Annotated in this window: 20 protein-coding genes, 1 tRNA gene and 4 pseudogenes; 17 read left to right on the top strand and 8 right to left on the bottom strand. The window is 68.9% G+C overall.

Translation table 11 applies throughout. From position 1 onward, the window contains the following. The first annotated feature begins 172 nt into the window (after positions 1 to 172). The 3 genes from AB0N06_RS04075 (at position 173) to AB0N06_RS04065 (ending at position 2,680) form a co-directional block, all read left to right on the top strand. Positions 173 to 544 carry a VOC family protein gene (locus AB0N06_RS04075; RefSeq protein ID WP_366133186.1) on the top strand — a complete coding sequence of 124 codons (372 nt, stop codon included), beginning with the start codon at positions 173 to 175 and terminating at the stop codon, positions 542 to 544. A gap of 331 nt (positions 545 to 875) precedes the next feature. Beyond that, positions 876 to 1,958: a hypothetical protein gene (locus tag AB0N06_RS04070; protein WP_366133185.1), complete on the top strand. Its 1,083-nt coding sequence runs from the start codon at positions 876 to 878 to the stop codon at positions 1,956 to 1,958. Between the two features lie 155 nt (positions 1,959 to 2,113). Next, positions 2,114 to 2,680, top strand: coding sequence for a YcxB family protein (locus AB0N06_RS04065; RefSeq protein ID WP_366133184.1), 567 nt, complete (start codon positions 2,114 to 2,116; stop codon positions 2,678 to 2,680). 190 nt (positions 2,681 to 2,870) lie between these two features. Here the strand turns inward: AB0N06_RS04065 and AB0N06_RS04060 are convergent. The 4 genes and pseudogenes from AB0N06_RS04060 to AB0N06_RS04045 all read right to left on the bottom strand — a co-directional run. Then, positions 2,871 to 3,857 (bottom strand): annotated as a pseudogene (locus AB0N06_RS04060) (ATP-binding protein); the annotation flags it as partial. Between the two features lie 31 nt (positions 3,858 to 3,888). Continuing rightward, positions 3,889 to 4,020 (bottom strand): annotated as a pseudogene (locus AB0N06_RS04055) (DNA-binding response regulator); the annotation flags it as partial. A 301-nt stretch (positions 4,021 to 4,321) separates the two neighbouring features. Beyond that, a pseudogene (locus AB0N06_RS04050) lies at positions 4,322 to 5,077 on the bottom strand (cytochrome P450); the annotation flags it as partial. After that, entirely contained in the window at positions 5,074 to 5,868 is a 795-nt protein-coding gene (locus tag AB0N06_RS04045) for an alpha/beta hydrolase (RefSeq protein WP_366133183.1), read from the bottom strand. The gene AB0N06_RS04045 and the pseudogene AB0N06_RS04050, both read right to left, overlap by 4 nt. A 199-nt stretch (positions 5,869 to 6,067) precedes the next feature. On the opposite strand from AB0N06_RS04045, the gene AB0N06_RS04040 reads away from it, so the two are divergent. The 3 genes from AB0N06_RS04040 (at position 6,068) to AB0N06_RS04030 (ending at position 8,167) form a co-directional block, all read left to right on the top strand. Next, complete coding sequence (locus AB0N06_RS04040) at positions 6,068 to 6,679, top strand: HhH-GPD-type base excision DNA repair protein (RefSeq protein ID WP_366133182.1); 612 nt, start codon at positions 6,068 to 6,070, stop codon at positions 6,677 to 6,679. A gap of 431 nt (positions 6,680 to 7,110) precedes the next feature. Next, complete coding sequence (locus AB0N06_RS04035) at positions 7,111 to 7,407, top strand: type II toxin-antitoxin system VapB family antitoxin (RefSeq protein WP_366133181.1); 297 nt, start codon at positions 7,111 to 7,113, stop codon at positions 7,405 to 7,407. Between the two features lie 160 nt (positions 7,408 to 7,567). Further along, positions 7,568 to 8,167 carry a LytR C-terminal domain-containing protein gene (locus AB0N06_RS04030; protein WP_366133213.1) on the top strand — a complete coding sequence of 200 codons (600 nt, stop codon included), beginning with the start codon at positions 7,568 to 7,570 and terminating at the stop codon, positions 8,165 to 8,167. A gap of 93 nt (positions 8,168 to 8,260) precedes the next feature. Here AB0N06_RS04030 and upp read toward each other — a convergent pair whose 3' ends face one another. After that, positions 8,261 to 8,896: a uracil phosphoribosyltransferase gene (gene upp / locus AB0N06_RS04025; RefSeq protein ID WP_037695091.1), complete on the bottom strand. Its 636-nt coding sequence runs from the start codon at positions 8,894 to 8,896 to the stop codon at positions 8,261 to 8,263. A gap of 105 nt (positions 8,897 to 9,001) precedes the next feature. Between upp and AB0N06_RS04020 the strand changes: the two genes are divergently transcribed. The 4 genes from AB0N06_RS04020 to AB0N06_RS04005 all read left to right on the top strand — a co-directional run bounded on the left by AB0N06_RS04020 (position 9,002) and on the right by AB0N06_RS04005 (position 10,657). Then, positions 9,002 to 9,217, top strand: coding sequence for a hypothetical protein (locus AB0N06_RS04020; RefSeq protein ID WP_366133180.1), 216 nt, complete (start codon positions 9,002 to 9,004; stop codon positions 9,215 to 9,217). A 187-nt stretch (positions 9,218 to 9,404) separates the two neighbouring features. Continuing rightward, positions 9,405 to 9,959, top strand: coding sequence for a hypothetical protein (locus AB0N06_RS04015; protein WP_366133212.1), 555 nt, complete (start codon positions 9,405 to 9,407; stop codon positions 9,957 to 9,959). Positions 9,960 to 10,052: 93 nt separating this feature from the next. Further along, complete coding sequence (gene tadA / locus AB0N06_RS04010) at positions 10,053 to 10,481, top strand: tRNA adenosine(34) deaminase TadA (protein ID WP_327249476.1); 429 nt, start codon at positions 10,053 to 10,055, stop codon at positions 10,479 to 10,481. Between the two features lie 91 nt (positions 10,482 to 10,572). Beyond that, positions 10,573 to 10,657, top strand: a tRNA-Ser gene (locus AB0N06_RS04005). A gap of 304 nt (positions 10,658 to 10,961) precedes the next feature. Here AB0N06_RS04005 and AB0N06_RS04000 read toward each other — a convergent pair. Together AB0N06_RS04000 and AB0N06_RS03995 are read right to left on the bottom strand one after the other, a co-directional pair. Then, positions 10,962 to 11,042: pseudogene (locus AB0N06_RS04000) on the bottom strand (BBE domain-containing protein); the annotation flags it as partial. 233 nt (positions 11,043 to 11,275) lie between these two features. Continuing rightward, positions 11,276 to 12,253, bottom strand: a complete 978-nt coding sequence (locus AB0N06_RS03995; RefSeq protein ID WP_366133179.1) for an antibiotic biosynthesis monooxygenase — start codon at positions 12,251 to 12,253, stop codon at positions 11,276 to 11,278. Positions 12,254 to 12,362: 109 nt separating this feature from the next. Between AB0N06_RS03995 and AB0N06_RS03990 the strand changes: the two genes are divergently transcribed. From AB0N06_RS03990 to AB0N06_RS03965, 6 genes are all read left to right on the top strand, one after another. Then, positions 12,363 to 12,929 (top strand): nucleoside deaminase, encoded by a 567-nt coding sequence (locus tag AB0N06_RS03990; RefSeq protein WP_366133211.1) that lies wholly within the window; start codon positions 12,363 to 12,365, stop codon positions 12,927 to 12,929. Between the two features lie 248 nt (positions 12,930 to 13,177). After that, positions 13,178 to 13,342, top strand: coding sequence for a hypothetical protein (locus AB0N06_RS03985; protein ID WP_366133178.1), 165 nt, complete (start codon positions 13,178 to 13,180; stop codon positions 13,340 to 13,342). 9 nt (positions 13,343 to 13,351) lie between these two features. Further along, the gene (locus tag AB0N06_RS03980; protein WP_359109554.1) at positions 13,352 to 13,645 is read left to right on the top strand and encodes a Dabb family protein; all 294 of its coding nucleotides are present in this window, start codon (positions 13,352 to 13,354) and stop codon (positions 13,643 to 13,645) included. Between the two features lie 186 nt (positions 13,646 to 13,831). Then, a complete protein-coding gene (locus tag AB0N06_RS03975; RefSeq protein ID WP_366133177.1) occupies positions 13,832 to 14,761 on the top strand; it encodes an RNA polymerase sigma factor SigF in 930 nt (309 codons plus the stop codon). Between the two features lie 233 nt (positions 14,762 to 14,994). Then, positions 14,995 to 15,861: an RNA polymerase sigma factor SigF gene (locus tag AB0N06_RS03970; RefSeq protein ID WP_366133176.1), complete on the top strand. Its 867-nt coding sequence runs from the start codon at positions 14,995 to 14,997 to the stop codon at positions 15,859 to 15,861. 57 nt (positions 15,862 to 15,918) lie between these two features. Then, complete coding sequence (locus AB0N06_RS03965) at positions 15,919 to 16,746, top strand: hypothetical protein (protein WP_366133175.1); 828 nt, start codon at positions 15,919 to 15,921, stop codon at positions 16,744 to 16,746. Positions 16,747 to 16,769: 23 nt separating this feature from the next. Here AB0N06_RS03965 and AB0N06_RS03960 read toward each other — a convergent pair whose 3' ends face one another. After that, positions 16,770 to 16,988, bottom strand: a complete 219-nt coding sequence (locus AB0N06_RS03960) for a hypothetical protein (protein ID WP_366133174.1) — start codon at positions 16,986 to 16,988, stop codon at positions 16,770 to 16,772. A 750-nt stretch (positions 16,989 to 17,738) separates the two neighbouring features. Here AB0N06_RS03960 and AB0N06_RS03955 point away from each other — a divergent pair. Beyond that, a complete protein-coding gene (locus tag AB0N06_RS03955; protein WP_366133173.1) occupies positions 17,739 to 18,260 on the top strand; it encodes a MarR family winged helix-turn-helix transcriptional regulator in 522 nt (173 codons plus the stop codon). The last annotated feature ends 14 nt before the right edge of the window (positions 18,261 to 18,274 follow it).

Here is an 18,274-nt window from a genome sequence, read left to right as displayed (position 1 = left end):
AACGCTACGCGCCGGGTCTGACATTGATACTCGTAGCGGGTTCCGGTGGTCGTGGCTCAGGGTCTGACTGACAGCCGCGCAAGGATGTTCAAGACCCGGGCGGGGCTGCGGGGCGAGGCTCCTCACCGAAGCCCGTTCGGCTTCCAGTCGTTCACGATTCTGGAGTCCTCTCATGCCCGTTCTCGAACAGCTCACCACCGTGGTCGTCGACTGCGCCGACCCGGTCGCGCTCGCCGCCTTCTACCAGCGGGTCACCGGCTGGGAACTCACCTACAGCGACAAAGACTTCGCCTCCCTCAGCGCGGGCGGCACGGGGGCGGGACTGGCTTTCGCCCGCGTCGAGGGCTACCAGGCGCCGAAGTGGCCCGAGGGGAGCAAGCACCTGCACCTCGACTTCACCACCTCCGACCCGGACCGCGCGGTCGAGGAACTGCTCGCCCTCGGGGCCACCCGGCCCGCCTTCCAGCCGGGCGACGGCCAGTGGGTCGTCCTGCTCGACCCGCACGGCCACCCCTTCTGCCTGATCCCGGCCACGACCGACTGACAGGAACGGAGCACAGCACAGGGGCTCCGGGTGATCCGGCGGACCAGCGACGGTCGGCCCGAGCCGGGCTGGGCGCCCGTCGATGACCGTGCGTACGACCGCGCCTGGCCGGCGGACGGGTCGTACCGGGAAGGGGCATCGGCCGGAGCGGGAAGCCGATCAGCATCATGCCGCCGGGCCTGCCCCGGCCCGGCATTACCCGCAAGGTAATCGATACTCCGCGCGCCGGCTGGAACGGTGGTCTCAGCCGGGCGGGGCGCGCTGCGCACCCCGGCCGGGCCCGGCCTCAGCGGGCAACAGGGATCAAGAATGGGGTATCACCATGGTGGCAATGCAGCGGGCACCGCGCACGAAGAAGACGCTACTGGGGCAGACGGGACTGCTCGCAGCGACCATGGCCGCCGGGTTGACCTTCGGCGCGGTGGCGGCCGGCCCGTCCGTGTCCGCCGCCGCGACCTCCCCGGCGGCCGCAGCCGTCTCGGAGGACAGCGGATGTGCGGGGGTCCGGGAGAAGGTCGAAAGGCTGGAGGGCCGGATCACCCCGAACGCGTGCGCGTTCCTCAAGCGGCAGATCACCTTCGGTGAGACACCGACCGGCACGCCGCCCGCGGTGGGTGATCTCAACCACCCGAGAGTCAAGGCCTATCTGGACATCTTCGACGGGGAGGCGACCCTCTGGGAGGCGGGCGGCGGCCCGCAGCGCGGACACACGGCGATCGGCAACTCCATCACCCGCACACTCCAGTTCGCCCCCGACCTGCGGTACCGGGGCACCTCCGTGGTGGCAGACGGCGCGGTGATGATGTTCGGCCAGCAGAACGAGGTCACCATCAAGGGACACAAGGTGGCCTTTCCCCAGATCGCCCGGAACGTGCTCTCCGACGACGGCAAGACGATTCAGGCCCGGCGTTACTACGACCGCTACGAAATGTTCAAGCCGATAGCCCCCGAACTGCGGCCCCTCTTCGAGGGGATCGCCGACGCGGATCCGGTGGCCCGCGAAGGGGCCGGCGGTGCACCCGAGCGGTTCCGGGCCGACGAGATCACGGCCCGGTTGGCGGCATGGAACAGCGGGGACGTCTCCGCGCTGGCCGGCCGGATGAGGAACGCCCGGCTGACCGCCCCGGGGCTGGCCCAGCCCCTGGGTACGAACGCGGGCAAGACCGCGTACCTCAAGAGGTTCTTCGATCACGCCGACGTCCAGCTGAAGGCGGGCCAGGTCGCCTTCGGTGACACCACGACCTACGTCGAGTGGCACGGCACGGTAACCAGCGAGAAGGGAGCCGACGTCCCCTTCGGGATAGTCGAGCGGTTCGGCCCCGGGGGTGAGTGGGAGCTCTCCTTCGACACGCTGCCACTGATCGCCGACAACGACCAGATCGGTACGCTCCTCCAGCGGCTCACCCAGCCCTGAACCCTCCGCCCCGGCACGGTTGCGGAAGGCACAGCCCACAACGTGATCCGAGGTCAGCGGTTGGTACTCGACAGCCACCTGTACCGCCACGGCGGCCGTCTGCCCCGGCACTGAGGTTCGGTAGGATCCGCGGGTCGTCGTACCGGGGAGGGTTCATGGCCGAGGGCCACAGCGCCGAAGGCACCGACAGCGGCGCGGAAAACTCCGATGTCGTCGTGGACGAACAGACTGCGGTCCGTCTGGGGTACCGGCCCCAGCCTGCCGACACACTGGTCGGCCTGCGGGTCCGCGCGCGGATCAAGCGGATCGGGCTGCTGCTGCGGAGCGTGTTCCTCACACTGTGGGTAGGGCAGTGGCTGCTCTCCACGGTGGGCCGTGGGAGTGTCGACGTGGTCTCGACCGTCCTGGTCTTGTTCGTCGTCCTGGTGGTGTGGGGGTACCCGCGGCTCCAGGCCGCCCAGGTGCAACGGATCGTCGGATGGCAGGGCGAGTACCGCGTCACCGTGTCTCCGGCCGGGATCACCTGCCGCAGCGACCACAACACGTTGGTCCAGAAGTGGTCCGTCTTCCGGGGGTACCGGGAGACGGCCGGCCACTTCGTCCTGCTCAGCCGGGACCCCAACATCATGTGGGTCAGTGTCCTGCCCAAGCAGGGGGTGCATGAGGCCGGGGACCTCGACCGGCTGCGGGCCATCCTGGACCAGCACACCGGTCGCGTGTGACGCACGTGAAAGGCGCCCGGCGCGGGGCAGTCGATCCGACGGCGTGTGGGCGGCGGCAGCCGGGATCGCCGTCACGCTGCTGATCGGGGCGATCGCCAGGCTGTACCCGGCGGTGCGGGCCGGGCGCCTGGCGCCCACCCAGGCGCTCGCGGGTTCCTGACCGCGACCGCAGCACCCCGGGCCGGACAGGTCAGTGCGCGTCTGCACGAGCCGTGGAGAGCACGACGGTGAAGGTCGTCCCGACACCCACCGTGCTCTCCACGTCGATCGTCCCCCGGTGATCGGTCACGATCTGCCGGGCGATGGAGAGCCCCAGGCCACTGCCGCCGGTGGCGCGGCCCCGGGCCGCATCCGCCCGCCAGAATCGGTCGAAGAGGTGGGGCAGATGCTCGGCCGGTATCCCCTTGCCGGTGTCCCGCACCTGAAGGACCGCCGAGTCGCCCTGCCGGGCCAGAGCCAGCGTCACGGTGCCGCCCGGCGCCGTGGCCCGTAGCGCGTTGCCGACGAGATTGCCGACGATCTGACGCAGCCGGTCCGTGTCGGCGTCCACGAACACCTGCTGCGGCGCCTCCACCTCCAGGACCACGCCGACTGTTTCGGCCTGGGCCCGATGGGCCGTACGGCAGGTTTCCAGGACGTCGCGCAGATCGACAACAGCGTGGTGGTAGGTAAGCGCACCGGCCTCGGCAAGCGCCAGATCCTGCAGATCATCCACGATCTGCTGCTGCAGCATCGCCTCCTCGTGGAGGGAGTCGAGCAGTTCGGGGGTCGGCTCGACAAACCCGTCCTGCAGCGCTTCCAGATAGCCGCGCAGGTTGGCCAGCGGGGTACGCAGCTCGTGTGCGATGTCGCCGGCGAGGCGGCGCTGACGCTCCTCGACGGCCTGGACGGAGTCGGCCATCCTGTTGAAGGCACGCCCGAGTTCGGCGATCTCATCCCGACCGAAGACCGGAACACGTCGCTCCAGATCTCCTTCCCCCAGCCCCCGGGCGGCCAGGGTCAGGGCACGTATCGGGCGCAGCACGGCCCTGCTCAGAAGCAGCCCGCCAAGGATGACGGCAAGGCTGACGCCCACCGCAACGACCACCGTCGGCGCGGCGGCCAAGGTGGGCGGCGACTCGTCCCGTACGCCGAGGCGGACCTGAAGGCGCGACGGCGCGACGGAGGCGGTCCGCTCGCAGGAGCGGCGGGTCGACGCGCGGGCCTACGGATCTGGCGCGGTCGACCGCCGAGCGGCCGTCGGCGACGATCTGGACCTCGTTCCCCTCCCGCTCCAGATAGATGCGTATCAGTCGCGCCTGTTTCACATCATCCTCGGCGACCAGAATGCGAGCGCTCAACGGGACTCCTCCGGCTGGACTTTCACAGAGTGCTTGATTAATTGACGGGGCGAATAAGTCGTGCTCAGGCGCCAATACGGAATGAAATCGTCTGCAGGCAGATCAGAAATGGCATGACGGATTCCGCGCAGGGACACGGCCCGAGGCCGGGCCTTGAGTCCACCGGCAGGCCGGATTCAGCGATGACAACCATGGGGGGGGGTTTGGCGCCCGGGATGCGAAAGCGGACGACCAGTGCGCCCAAAACCGTTCGGGGCGTGCCAGTGCGCGGACTCACTCCCGCTCACTGCCCAGGAACGGTGCGGGAGAGGTCCAGGGCGTACGGGTCGGGAAAGACGCGTTCGTCGTGGTTGGCCGAGGCGTGGAAGACGACCACCTTGTCGTCGGCGCGGAGCCGCGTGAGTGACGCCGGGGACCTCGGGTTGACCGGCTCGCCGTCCGGGCCGGGCACTGGGGTCTCCGCCTCGTCCGGGTCCTGGTAGCCGATGACGCGTCGGGTCCAGTGCAGGAGGAGGCCCCGGTCGCTGTCCGGTACGCCCAGCAGGTCGGTGAGATTGAGCAGCGCGTAATCGTCGGTGACGCGGGCGACGAGGTCGCAGGTGCCGTCGGTGGCCCGCGCCTCGGCGACCGCCCGGGTGAGCAGGGAGCGGGCTCGTTCGCGGACGACCGCGGCGAAACGGTCCACGCGCTTGGGGGTGAACGCACGGCTGACGAGCGTGCGCAGTCGCCGATGGTGGGGTGGGTCCTGGTTGAGCATCATGCGGCGGATGAACGGCAGGTCGGCGGGGTCGGGGTCGCGGATCTGTGTGGCGCCCAGGTGCGAGGAGTACGTCGAGGAGTCCTTCAGTACGTGGACGGCGTCCGCGTGCCGGGTGACCGCCCAGAAGCCGGGACCCGCCGGCCAGCCGAGGACCTCCGGCTCCTCCTGCCACGCCACTGGGTGGTGATCGCGCAGGTGGCGGTAGCGGTCGTGGGGGATGCCCTGCGCGTACTGCCTCGGGTCGAAGACGTCCGGTACGGGCGCTTGCTCCGGTGCTTCGGGCGCGGGCCCGCTCATGCCTTCGCCTCGCCGTCCTCCGTATCGGCTCGTAGGAAGTCCTCCATCACACGGATCAGGTCGAGAGGGGCCTCGTCCATCGCGTAGTGGCCGCACGAGGGCAGCTCAACCAGTTCGGCCTGCGGAAACCAGCGCATCCAGGTGGCGCGCTGCAACTCGGCCGACAGTGCCGGGTCCAGCGCGCCCACGACAGCCAGGGCCGGCACGGGCGAACCGTCGATCCGGTCGTGGAAGTCCTCGCCCGCCCAGGAATCCAGCCAGGCCCGGAACGCCTTCGCGTCGCTGCGTTCGAGCGAACGACGCACCATGCGGTCCAGCCAGCCTGCGGGGCGTCGGCCTCCGGTGGTGATGTCGAGGATGATCCGACGGTTCTCCGGGGTGTGCGCCGCAGCGGAGAAGAGTTCCCACTGCTCGGGCGGCAGGGGCAGGCCGGATGCGGGTACCGGCGACACACCGACGATTCTGCGCACCCGGTGCGGGGCGATGGCCAGCGTCCGCTGAGCGATGCAGCCGCCCATCGAGTGGCCGATCAGCGAGAACCGGTCCCAGCCGAGCCGGTCGGCCAGCGCGATCACGTCCGCGGCGCCCTCGGCTGTGGTGTACGCACCGCTCGCGTCCCTGGCCTCCCCGTATCCCCGTAGATCCACCACCGCGTACTGGAACGAACCGAGGTCGAGATCCGGCAGAACCGGGTCGTAGGCGGAGCGGTCGGCGAACCAGCCGTGCACCGCGATCACCTTGTGCGGGCCGTCACCGTGCAGTCCATGGGGCAGAAGAGGCAATGAGGTCATGCTGACTCCCGTCACCGTACGGAGCGAGCCGGTCGGTCAACCGGCCCGACCCCGCCCACGGTGGAGGCAACCCCGTTTTCGCGCAAGGCCCCACGCACGCGACCACGTCGCCCGGCTGCTGATCTCGTTCCCGTCTTCGGTACTCCATCGGCGGCTCCCGGACTCGCCGTCCCCCGTCACTGTCGCGATGATCGGAGGCATGACACAGAACAGACCGAACGGCAAGGGCAAGCCGATCGCCCTGCAGATCGCTCAGCAGCCGGAAGCGGACGAGCTGCTCGGCCGCAGCCCGCTCGCCGCCATGGTCGGCATGCTGCTCGACCAGCAGGTTCCTATGGAGTGGGCATTCTCCGGCCCGTACACCCTGGCGCAGCGGATGGGCTCCGACGATCTGGACGCCCATGAGATCGCCGTCTACGACCCGGAGGCGTTCGCCGAACTCTTCACCGCGAAACCCGCTCTGCACCGCTATCCCGGCTCCATGGCCAAACGGGTGCAGCAATTGTGCCAATTCCTGGTCGTGGAGTACGACGGAGACGCGAGCGCCGTCTGGAGCGATGCCGCAACCGGTGCCGAGCTGCTGAAACGGCTCAAGGCGCTGCCGGGGTTCGGCGTCCAGAAGGCGCAGATCTTCCTCGCACTGCTGGGCAAGCAGCTGGATGTCCGGCCGACCGGCTGGCGCGCCGCGGCGGGTCCGTACGGGAAGGCGGGCTCGCACCGCTCGGTCGCCGACATCACCGGCCCCGACTCGCTCGCCCTCGTCCGCGCGCACAAGCAGGAAGCGAAGGCGGCCGCGGCGAAGACGAGATGAAGGAAAGTCCGCAACTGTTCACGGGCGTCACTGCGATCGCCAGCTTTCCTGCACAACCGTTCGCACCGGAAGGACTCTCACGCAACCCGTCGCAGGGTCAAGGCTGTTGTGGCTGCCACCGTTCTGGCCGCGCCTCTCCTCCTCCCCGAACCACGGGCACCTGTCCGGGCACGACCCCGCGAAGGACGCGGCCAATGTGATCGCCGAGACCCGTGGCGGGAACGCCGCGAGACCCGTCATGCTCGGCGCGCACCTGGGCTCGGTCACCGCCGGCACCTGCTCCCGCGCCCGCTTCGGTACCTCCGCCCGTGCTGTCGCTGTCACTCATCGCGGCCCGTGTTCCGAAATGCCTGCATTCATGACGTTTTGGCCAGCATCGCAGTACCGCTCCATGGCTGCGCCCGGAGGCTCTTGACCGGTAGGCTTTCCGTGTGATCTTCAAGCGCATCGGAAATGGGCGGCCATATCCCGACCACGGCCGGGAAAGCACCCGGCAGTGGGCGGATGTCGCGCCGCGCCCGGTCCGCCTCGACCAGCTGGTGACGACCAAGGGTCAGCTGGACCTCGAAACCCTCCTCGCCGAGGACTCGACTTTCTACGGCGACCTGTTCGCCCACGTCGTGAAGTGGCAGGGCAACCTCTATCTGGAGGACGGGCTGCACCGCGCGGTCCGCGCGGCGCTCCAGCAGCGCCAGGTGCTGCACGCCCGCGTCCTCGAACTCGGCTGACAGTCCAGCAGCTCGGTGAGCCGGCGGTCCGCGCACTTCGCCGCGCCGGGTGCTTTCGGGTGCATTCGCACTCGGACGGGTGCCATCCGTTGATCATTTAGTACGCATCTTCACCGGGTCGCACTACGCTGCGTCCATGAGCATGCTCACTCCTCCCGGCATGGGCGGAAAGTACCGCATCACGGGCGACACGTACCCGCGCATGCGCCGCCCCCGAAACCGCCGCACACTGGTCCTCGTGTCCATTGCCTCCGTGGCGGCCCTAGGGCTGGCCGGTTGGGGCACGCTGCAGCTCATCGACGTCTTCACGGGCGGCGACAAGCAGGCCAGCGCCGCGGACCGCAGGGCCGACTGCCCCACGCCCAAGCCGTCCACGCCCGCCAGGGCACTGCCGGCACCGGCGAAGATCACCGTCAATGTCTACAACGCGACGCCGCGCGGCGGGCTGGCGAAGGCCGCCGCCGACGAGCTGAAGAAGCGTGGCTTCCGCATCGGCAAGGTGGGCAATGCCTCCGCCGAGTACGACAAGAAGGTCCCCGGGCCCGGGGTACTGCTGGGGGCGCCGACGGCCACGAACGGCACGTTCCCGGTCCTCGGTACGCAGCTGACGGGCGCCACGCCGAAGACCGACGCGCGCAGGACGGCGGATGTCGATCTGATCCTCGGTACGGCGTTCAAGAAGCTGAACACCCCGAAGGAAGCCGCCGCGGCCCTCACCGCCCTCAACAAGCCGGCCCCGGCGCCCTCCTCCTGCCGCTGAGGGCTGTCCCGTCGTCACGCCGCGCAGCAGGCGCCGGTTCGACGACAGGGACCTCGGGGCGCACGGGCCGAAAGCCCTGGCCGGAACCAGGACTCAGTCGACGGTGCCGTACATCCGGTCGCCCGCGTCGCCGAGCCCCGGCACGATGTAGCCGTTCTCGTTCAGCCGCTCGTCGACCGAGGCGGTGACCACGGTCACCGGCGTACCCGCCAGCTCGCGCTCCATCACCTCGACGCCCTCGGGCGCCGCGAGCAGCACGACGGCGGTGACATCGTCCGCACCGCGCTTGATCAGCTCCTGAATCGCCGCGACCAGCGTGCCGCCGGTGGCCAGCATCGGGTCCAGGACGTAGACCTGTCGGCCCGAGAGGTCCTCCGGCATGCGCGTCGCGTACGTGGACGCCTGGAGCGTCTCCTCGTCGCGGATCATGCCCAGGAAGCCCACCTCGGCGGTCGGCAGCAGCCGCACCATGCCGTCGAGCATGCCGAGACCGGCTCGCAGGATCGGCACGACCAGGGGCCGCGGGTGCGACAGCTTGACCCCGGTCGTCGGTGTGACCGGCGTCTCGATGTCGACCTGCTCGGTGCGCACGTCCCGGGTGGCCTCGTACGCGAGCAGGGTGACCAGCTCGTCGGCGAGGCGCCGGAAGGTCGGGGAGTCGGTGCGCTTGTCGCGCAGGGTGGTGAGTTTGTGCGCGACCAGCGGGTGGTCGACGACGTGGATCCGCATGGGTTCAACAGTAACCGGGCTCCCCCGCACCTGTGCGCTGGCATCAACCACACGTTCGGAGGGAAGGTGGGGGGCATACGGACCCAGGCTTGGGGTGATGTGCGGATGGCGGACGGGAAGCAGCAGAAGCGGGACCAGTCGGCCCCGCGCGACGCGCAGGACGCGCCGGAGACCGAGACCGAAGCGGAGCGCCGCAGACGGCGCGCCCACTTCCTCCGCGAGCTTCATGAGGCGAAGGCGCTGCGCGACCGGGTCCAGCCGCGCCGCGCCCGGGCCGCCCGAATGCGCCACGTCATGCGGATGCGGACCTTCCGCTGGTAGCGCTCCGAGCAGCCAGACGGCCCCTTTCGAGCAGTGTCCGCGACAACTGATCCACGACGCAACGGTCGAACTACTCTCGCGAACGCTAGGTTTCTGCCACGATTCCGATGGGCGGGACGCAGGACAGCCGGATCACCGGATGCCCTCCCGCCGGACCGACACCCCTATGACCAGTGGGAGAGTCACGGTGTACTTCGCCGCACTGCTCGCGCGCACCGAAGACGGGTGGGAAGCGAGCGACACGGAGCTCGACGATGTGGAGACCCTGTCCGATCTGACGGATCTGGCCCGTGAGGCCTCGGTGGACGAGGACACGGTGCTCGTCTTCATCGAACAGGAGGACGCCTGGTTCGGCGTCATCCGGGTGGACGGTGAGGAGGACCCCCGTATCTACATCTCGGACGCGTCCGCCGCCGCCCGCTCCTCCTACGGGGAGATCCTGCTCACCGATGAACTGCTCGGCCGCGAACCCGAGGCCGAGGACTCGATTGCCGCCCTCGAAGAGCTCGTCGGCCTCGACGGTACGGAGGACGGCGAGCCGGATCACACCACCGACAATCAGACCGACGACACCGACGACGGACTCGACGCCGACGCCGTTCCGACGGGTCCGCTCGGAGACACCGGGATCCTGTCCGATCTCGGACTTGCCGAGAAGGAGCTGCTGATGCTGCGCACGGACGCCCTGGTGGAGATCGCGGACGCGCTGGGCGCGGCCGAGGTCCTGGAGACCGTCCGTTAGGGTCCGCGGGTGACCGCACCACCGGGCCCGCACGGACCGCAAGAACCCCACGACCCGACGAACGATCCCGTACGGGACCCATGGCGGGCGGCCATGCGCCGCGCCCTGGACGAGGCCGCACACGCGGCGCAGGCCGGTGATGTGCCGGTCGGCGCCGTCGTCCTCGGCCCGGACGGCACCCTGCTCGCCACGGGACACAACGAACGCGAGGCGACCGGCGACCCGACCGCGCACGCCGAGATCCTCGCCGTCCGCCGGGCCGCCGAGGCGCTCGGCGCATGGCGGCTGACCGGCTGCACGCTGGTGGTCACCCTGGAGCCGTGCACCATGTGCGCGGGCGCACTCGTGCAGTCCCGGGTGGCCCGGGTCGTCTACGGGGCACGGGACGAGAAGGCGGGCGCGGCCGGTTCGCTCTGGGACCTCGTACGGGACCGGCGGCTCAACCACCGCCCCGAAGTGATCCACGGAGTTCTGGAGGACGCCTGTTCCGCCCAGCTGACGGCCTTCTTCCGCGACCGGTGACCCGGCGGCGCGCCCAGCCTCCGACCCGGCTTCCGCACACGCGGGAGAATCGGATTTCAACCCACGGCCTGAATGGTCTAAGCTCTCTCTCGGTAGCGTGTCCGAGCGGCCGAAGGAGCTCGCCTCGAAAGCGAGTGTGGGGAAACTCACCGAGGGTTCAAATCCCTCCGCTACCGCTTCAGAAGACCGCCCCTGATCCTGTGAAAGCAGGTCGGGGGCGGTTTTTCTGTGCCCCTGTGGGCAACACGCCGTGCGGCACCCTGCCCGACGCCGACGGTCGGCCAGTGGGGGCGAGGATCTGGCCGATCCGTGCGCCCCTCGGGTCGCCTTCCTTGACGATCTCCGTCACCCTGCCGGGGCTCTCATGGAGGATCGCCGGCGTTCCCCGACAAGAACCCGTCCCACCGACACGCCGTCCCGGTCATTTCCCCGGCCGCGCCCCCGGCGGCCGGACAGAATCAAGGGCGCGCGCAAGGCGCCTCATGTCGCGGACGCGAGGTAGGAGTGGAAGACGTTGTCCGGGTCCCACGTGAGCTTGAGCTCCTGCAGGCGATCCCAGGTGGCGGGGGCGTACGAGCGCCGGGCCCGGGGGGATGTCCCCTTCGGCGGTGGCCTGCAGGATGACCTCGGGAACGCGTTCCGGCAGGAGCCCGTTCCACACCTCGTCGGTCCGGGCGCGGTCGTAGCCGGGGTCGCCCCGCCGGATCAGTGTCCCCTCGACGGGGCCTGCGGGGGTCCGTTCAGGCATCACGACCTCCTCGCGTGGCCCGGCTGGAGCCGGCTGGTCGGATCGGTCAGTGGGTGGTCAGGCCGAAGATGACGAGGAACAGCGCATAACAGAGCACCACCACCGCGGCACCGGTCAGGTGCACGCGGTAGTTGCCCGCGCGGCTGGGCACCAGCCAGAAGGCGAGTGCCTTGTTCACCAGTGGCATCAGCAGCCAGGTCAACACGCTGACGCTCAGCACGTTCCCGATGAAGAGGCCGATGTATCCGGGGAGGCCGAGTCCGTCCAGCCAGTGCCCCTCGGTCAGGTTCAGGACCGTCACCGTGGGATAGAGCGCCAGGACCACGGTCATGGCCTGCTTCCAGTTGGGCGGCGCGTTGTCCTGCTTGCCCTCGCCGAAGCGGAACCAACCGCTGAACGCCGAGCCGACCTTGCGTACGTCGTAGGAGGCGAAATAGGTGCGGCCCTCCTCCAACAGTGTCTGGCGGACGTCGGATGCGAGCCAGTCGTCGAGGTGCTCGCGGGAGTCGAACCGGAAGACGACGACCCAGTGCTCCTGCACGCCCTCCACGGGCCTGAACAGCTCGGACCCCATGAATCCGGGTGACTTCGCCTGCGCCTTGAAGGCCTTCTCCTGCCAGCGCAGAAAACCCTCTTCCCGCCCTGGCTTCACCTCGTGGGAGACGACGGCCGTGACCATCTCCGGCGCCTGTTCGGCGGGGGCGCCGCCACGAAGCACCTCCTGCGTCGGGGATTCCTCGAAGAATTCCCGCCCCTCGTCGAGCAATTCCCGCCGTCTGCCCGAATCCAGCCAGGCGGTCAAGTAGTCCACGCCGGCGAAACGGAAGACCGCCACCCATTCATTCTCGCCGCCTGCTGCGGGCGGGTACACCTCGGCACCCTCGAACCCGTCGAATTCGCGGGCCGCTTCGTTCATCCGGTGCTGCCAGCGCTGATACTCGTCGGCGCGACCCGCGCACACCTTCTGCGAGGTCACAACGGTGGCGTTTTCGGCCGGCGGCTCACGGCCTGCGCGCAGACTCACGCACACTAGTTTAGTGTATGCGTTGTTTTATGGGCAAATCGGACAGTTGATCGCCCTTTCGCGCGCTTGTATTCGTCAAGGGCTGTCGATGTCGATCGGAGACCTAGTGATGCAACACAAGGAGCTCATCACCGAGGCGGTCCGACTGGCGACCGAGTCGGTGGAAAAGGGGTGGGGTGGACCGTTCGGCGCGGTGATCACCCGCAATGGGGACATCATCGCCCGTGGACAGAACCGAGTGCTTCTCACCGGCGACCCCACGGCCCACGCCGAGGTCGAAACGATCCGCAAGGCCGTGCAGCATCTCAACCCCGAGGCTCCGTCGATCTCCGAAGAGCACCAGAACGAGAGCACTCTGGAATACGTGCCCCGTGCTGACGGGTCACCGGACCCCGAGCCCGAGCGGGCCCGGATGCTCCAGGGCTGCTCGATCTACATCAGCGGAGCTCCCTGCCCGATGTGCATGAGCGCCATCTACTGGTCCCGGATCGACGCGGTGTACTTCAGCTGCGACCTGGAAGACACACGTCGGATCGGCTTCGACGACGCCTATCAGTACGAGGACTTCATGAAGCCGCTCGATCAGCGAAGGATCAGGATCGAGCAGGTCCATCCCGAAATCGGCGCCCAAGCCTACGCCTCATGGACGAGCAAGCCGGACCGGCACCCGTACTGACGACGCCAGGGCCGGAGATCCACTCACAGGCAGCGGCCGCCCGCAGGAGCTGATGGTCCCATTCGACCCCAGAACTCCCGTTCTCGCCCCCATGCCCCACCGGCAGGACTCACTCCCGCTCACCACAACTCACCCGCCCAGCAAACCGACAGCAGCTCACCACCCCATCGGAATCCCCCATCGGAATCGGCCATTCGTGCGGATAGAATCGCCCGACTGCACAGGGGATCGAAGGGGAGCAGGGGCTGATGGTGCAAGCGAAGAAGATCGCGCTCGTCATGATTGCCGTCTTCGTGCTGTACACGATCATCCACTCCCCCAGACGGGCCGCTGAGCTTGTCGGGGTAGGGTTCGAGGGCATTTCGAGTGCCGCACAGGGCGTCGGCGAATTCATGACCGAGCTCGTGAACTAGGGGTACCCCATGATCCGTCATCTGGTCCTGTTCAAGCTGAACGACGGCGTGAAGCGTGACGATCCGCGTGTTGTCGCCGGGGCGAAGGCGTTCCAGGAGCTCGGAGGGCAGATCCCGGAGCTGGAGTTCTGGGAGTGCGCCTGGAACATCACCGACCGGCCGATCGCGTACGACTTCGCCATCAACTCCGCGGTCGCCGACGAGGACGCCCTGGGGCGCTACGTCGCACACCCGGCCCATCAGGCCGCCGCCGGACAGTGGAAGGCTTTCGCCACCTGGGTGATTGCCGACTACCCCTTCTGACCTCCGCGGTCCCGGAACCCACAAGCCCCTCACCATTTCGGTGAGGGGCTTTTCCATGGGTTTAAACCGATACCCCCTCAACACGACACTGTGCGGTGCTTGCACACAGTGGACATGTCTTGTGATGCTATGACCGCTTTTGACGGATGAGTTGACCGAAGTTGACCGCAAAGGGGTGGCCTCACCGTGCCGGCCAGTACAGCGCCTCAAGTGCCTCCCCAGATCGTCCAGAACGACGATGCCCAAGCCACCCAGACAGCCCAGTCCGATCAGTCCGCCCCGGCAACCCGGGCCGCCCCGGCGGCCGAGACCGTCCAGACCGAGACGCCCGACGGCACGTCGCCCGCCAGGACCCGGGGCGCGGACACCAGGGCGCTCACCCGGGTCCTCTTCGACCAGCTCAAGGAGCTGGAACCGGGAAGTGCGGAGCACGGCAGAGTGCGGGCCGCACTGATCGAGGCGAACCTCCCCCTCGTGCGGTACGCCGCGGCGCGCTTCCGGAGCCGTAACGAACCCATGGAGGACGTCGTCCAGGTCGGCACCATCGGGCTGATCAACGCCATCGACCGGTTCGACCCCGAACGCGGCGTCCAGTTCCCGACCTTCGCGATGCCCACCGTCGTCGGCGAGATCAAGCGGTACTTCCGGGACAACGTGCGGACCGTCCACGTGCCGCGGCGACTGCACGAGCTCTGGGTGCAGGTCACCGGCGCCACCGAGGACCTGACGACGGCGCACGGCCGCTCGCCCACCACCGCGGAGATCGCCGAGCGCCTGAAGATCTCCGAGGAGGAGGTGCTGGCCTGCATCGAGGCGGGACGCTCCTACCACGCGACCTCCCTCGAAGCCGCCCAGGAGGGCGACGGGCTGCCCGGACTGCTCGACCGGCTCGGCTACGAGGACCCCGCTCTCGCCGGGGTCGAGCACCGTGATCTGGTCCGCCATCTCCTCGTCCAGCTGCCCGAGCGCGAGCAGCGGATCCTGCTGCTGCGCTACTACAGCAACCTGACGCAATCACAGATCAGCGCCGAATTGGGCGTTTCCCAGATGCATGTGTCAAGACTGCTGGCCAGAAGCTTCGCGCGACTTCGATCCGCAAACAGGATCGAGGCGTAACCGGATCGGGTAAACCGATCAAAGTCCCTCTCGGGCAGCCCGAATGCCGCACACCCCCGTTAACTGCACATATGTCACCTTGACTTGTCGACATGTCACTACAGCGCGTTGCCGACATGTGACATTCTGCGTGAACCGCGTTTGCCGCAGCCCCACCTCCGGTATTCAGGTGGAGGCTGCGTTCCTCCGATGGTCGTGGCTACCGCGACCGTCCGCGACCTCAAGGGGGTGGCATGTCCGCAGAACAGGGCAGCTCGAAGGTGCTCACGCTCACGAAGAGCGCACCCGCACCCGCTGTGCTCACCAGCTCGCCGGAAGCCATCGACACCCGCACTCTGTCCCGCTCCCTGTTCCTGCGGCTCGCCGCCCTGGGTCCCGCACCGGGGCCCGACGGACTGGACAGCCCGGAGCGTGCCTACGTGCGGGACACACTCATCGAGCTCAACCTCCCGCTGGTGCGGTACGCCGCGGCGCGGTTCCGGAGCCGTAACGAACCCATGGAGGACATCGTCCAGGTCGGCACGATCGGCCTGATCAAGGCGATCGACCGGTTCGACTGCGAGCGGGGCGTGGAATTCCCGACGTTCGCCATGCCCACCGTCGTCGGCGAGATCAAGCGCTTCTTCCGCGACACCTCCTGGTCGGTGCGGGTGCCGCGCCGGCTCCAGGAGCTGCGGCTCGCGCTGACGAAGACGAGCGACGAGCTGGCCCAGAAGCTCGACCGTTCGCCGACCGTGCCGGAGCTGGCGGCGGCGCTCGGGGTCTCCGAGGAGGATGTGGTCGACGGCCTTGCCGTCGGCAACGCGTACACCGCCTCCTCACTGGACTCGCCCTCCCCGGAGGACGACGGCGGCGAGGGCTCGCTCGCGGACCGGCTCGGCTACGAGGACTCCGCGCTGGAAGGCGTCGAGTACCGCGAATCCCTGAAGCCGCTGCTGGCCAAACTCCCGCCCCGGGAGCGGCAGATCATCATGCTGCGGTTCTTCGCCAACATGACCCAGTCGCAGATCGGCGAGGAGGTCGGCATCTCGCAGATGCACGTCTCACGTCTGCTGACCCGGACGCTCGCCCAGCTCAGGGAGGGGCTCATCGCCGACTGATCCACACGCAGGCGCACGAGGGTTCCGAATTGACGGACCGTCAGCCACACTTGCGCGATGCGACGTCAGACATTCGGCTCGACCGGCCGCCGGGGCACCGTGATCGCCGCCTCGGCGGCCGTGCTGTGCCTGGGCGGAGCACTCGCCGCCTGCGCCGCCGGAGCGGGCGACGGAGACGGCTATGCGGCAGTCGGCGCGGCGGGCACCGGCCCGGAGAAGGCACCCAAGGGCCCGGTCGCGCCTTCGGGCAGGGTGACGCTGATTCCGCTGGACGGGGAGGGCGGCGGCAGCGGGGGTACGGAGCCGAGGCCGGGCTCCTCCGCGGCGAGCGGCGACTCCGGTGGCACGGGCGGCACCGGCAGTGGTGCGGGCGACCGCACGAGCGGCGGTGCGCGGTCCTCCAGCAGATCCGGCGGCACCTCCGCCGGCACCACCGGGGGCGCTGCGGGTTCCGCGGTCGGCACGGGCTCCGCCGGCAGTACAGATGGCAGCGGTACCGGTGGCACGACCTCGGGCGGCGCGGGGGACAGCTCCGCGACTCCCTCCCCGTCCGCGCCGGGGTCCACCGCGCCCGCGGGACCTGCCGTGCTGACCCTGGGCGCACCCGAGCGGACGGCGGCCGATCACCGCTGGTGCGAGAAGGTGACTGCCGAATTCCGCAATACCGGCGGTTCACCGGTCCGGTCGGGAACGGTCACCTTCGCCACGCACATCATCGGCGGGCTCGGGATCGACTGGGCGACCGTGGAAACGACCGCGCCGCTGCCCGCGCCGATCGACGCGGGAGCGGCGCGGGAGAAGACGTACACCGTCTGTGTGGACGCCTGGCGGGTGCCCCTGGGCATGCATGTCGAGACCCGGGGCATCACCGCCGTCTGGACGTGACGGATGGGAAGGGCGGGGTCGGGTCAGCCGAGTGCGAGCCAGGCGACCGCGCCGAGGATGACAATCACCGCGACGACGGCGACGATCACCCCGGTCTTCGGCCCGGACGACGCGGCCGGCTGCTGCCGGCGCTGCGGCTCACCCTCGTCGACGAAGGCGCGGAACATCTGGGTGCTGCCCGCGGGGTCGTAATTGCCCTCGGGGTTCTGCGGGTTGCCATGTGCCGGCGGCTGATTACGCATGGATACGTTTCCACTCAATCGGGTGAAGTGCTCGTCGGATACTGCGATATGAAGTCTGTGGAACTGTAACGTCGTGACGTGCGCGAGGATCCTGCGGCCAACGCTCGGCCCCTCTCGCGCCAGGGACTCCGCCCGCCACGGACTGGATCACGCGCGTGCCGCGTGCCGCCACCGCGGTGCGAAAGCGGAGATCCGGGTCATCCAAAACCGTTGGAGATGGTCCGCCAGGCGCACAGCTCCTCGCGCCGGGCGCCAAGAAACGGTTGTGTGCCATGGGTCAGGACCCTAGCGGTCCGGCAGCACCCCATGCCCCTGTGGGGCGACGGCCGGGCCCCAAGTAGCGCTCGGGGCTGAGAGGCCGCGCACATAGGTGGGGCGGCGTCGCGTACCGATGGGCGGCGCCTGGCGGCGTTGTCGTCGGTCGACGACTCCCCCATAGCCCGAAAGGCATGGGAGGGGCCCCCTCCGCGTCGCCTCCCTCCTCCGCCTTGCCAGGCTTGCCCCTCGCCCCGCCCCTTCCTCCACCCCACCTCTGCGCGACCTCTTACTGCCGTTTCGGGGCACCACCCACGCCTCCGGTGTGGCACGAGACACACCCACCCCGACCCTTCCCCCGCACGCTGAGCCTTTGACCCGAGCCCTACACAGCCTTTTGCGTTCCTTTACTTCTGCAAGGGAACTTTCGTTTGCCTGCGGCAACCAATACTTCTATGGTTGCCCTAAGCAACAAGATGGATGTCTGGGGGGCCCGTGGCCGCACGCAGTCAGTACGAAGAGCTGGCCCGGCAACTCAGCGCCATCGGCTCCGTCAGACGCGGACTCGCCCGCATCCTCCCTGCTGAATGCCCTGGCGGATCCGCCGCCGTGCTGGCCCTGCTCAGCCGGCACGGCGACATGCGGATCAGCAGACTGGCCGAACTGATGGCCATCGACATGTCGGTGACCAGCCGACATGTCGCCCATGTGGCCGAGCGGGGCTGGATAGAACGGTCTCCGGACCCGGCGGACAAGCGGTCCCGCATCCTGCGGCTGACCCCCGCGGGAAACGCGGTACTCGACGACCTCAACCGGCGGACCACCGAAATGTTCGCCCACAACCTTCAGGAGTGGTCCGACGACGAGGTCGGACAGCTCAACACGTTGCTGGCCCGGCTGCGTGACAGTTTCACCTGTCGCGGTTCCGGTGGGTGCGCCCCCGGAAAGCACAGCCACGAGTGCCGCACGCGGCCCGCCGACAGCGACGACGACTCGCACACCCGTACACCTGTGTAACAGAAGCAAAGCAA

It is taken from the genome of Streptomyces sp. NPDC051020 (assembly GCF_040683105.1).
GTDB lineage: Bacteria > Actinomycetota > Actinomycetes > Streptomycetales > Streptomycetaceae > Streptomyces.
This window is presented reverse-complemented; position numbering and strand designations above follow the sequence as displayed.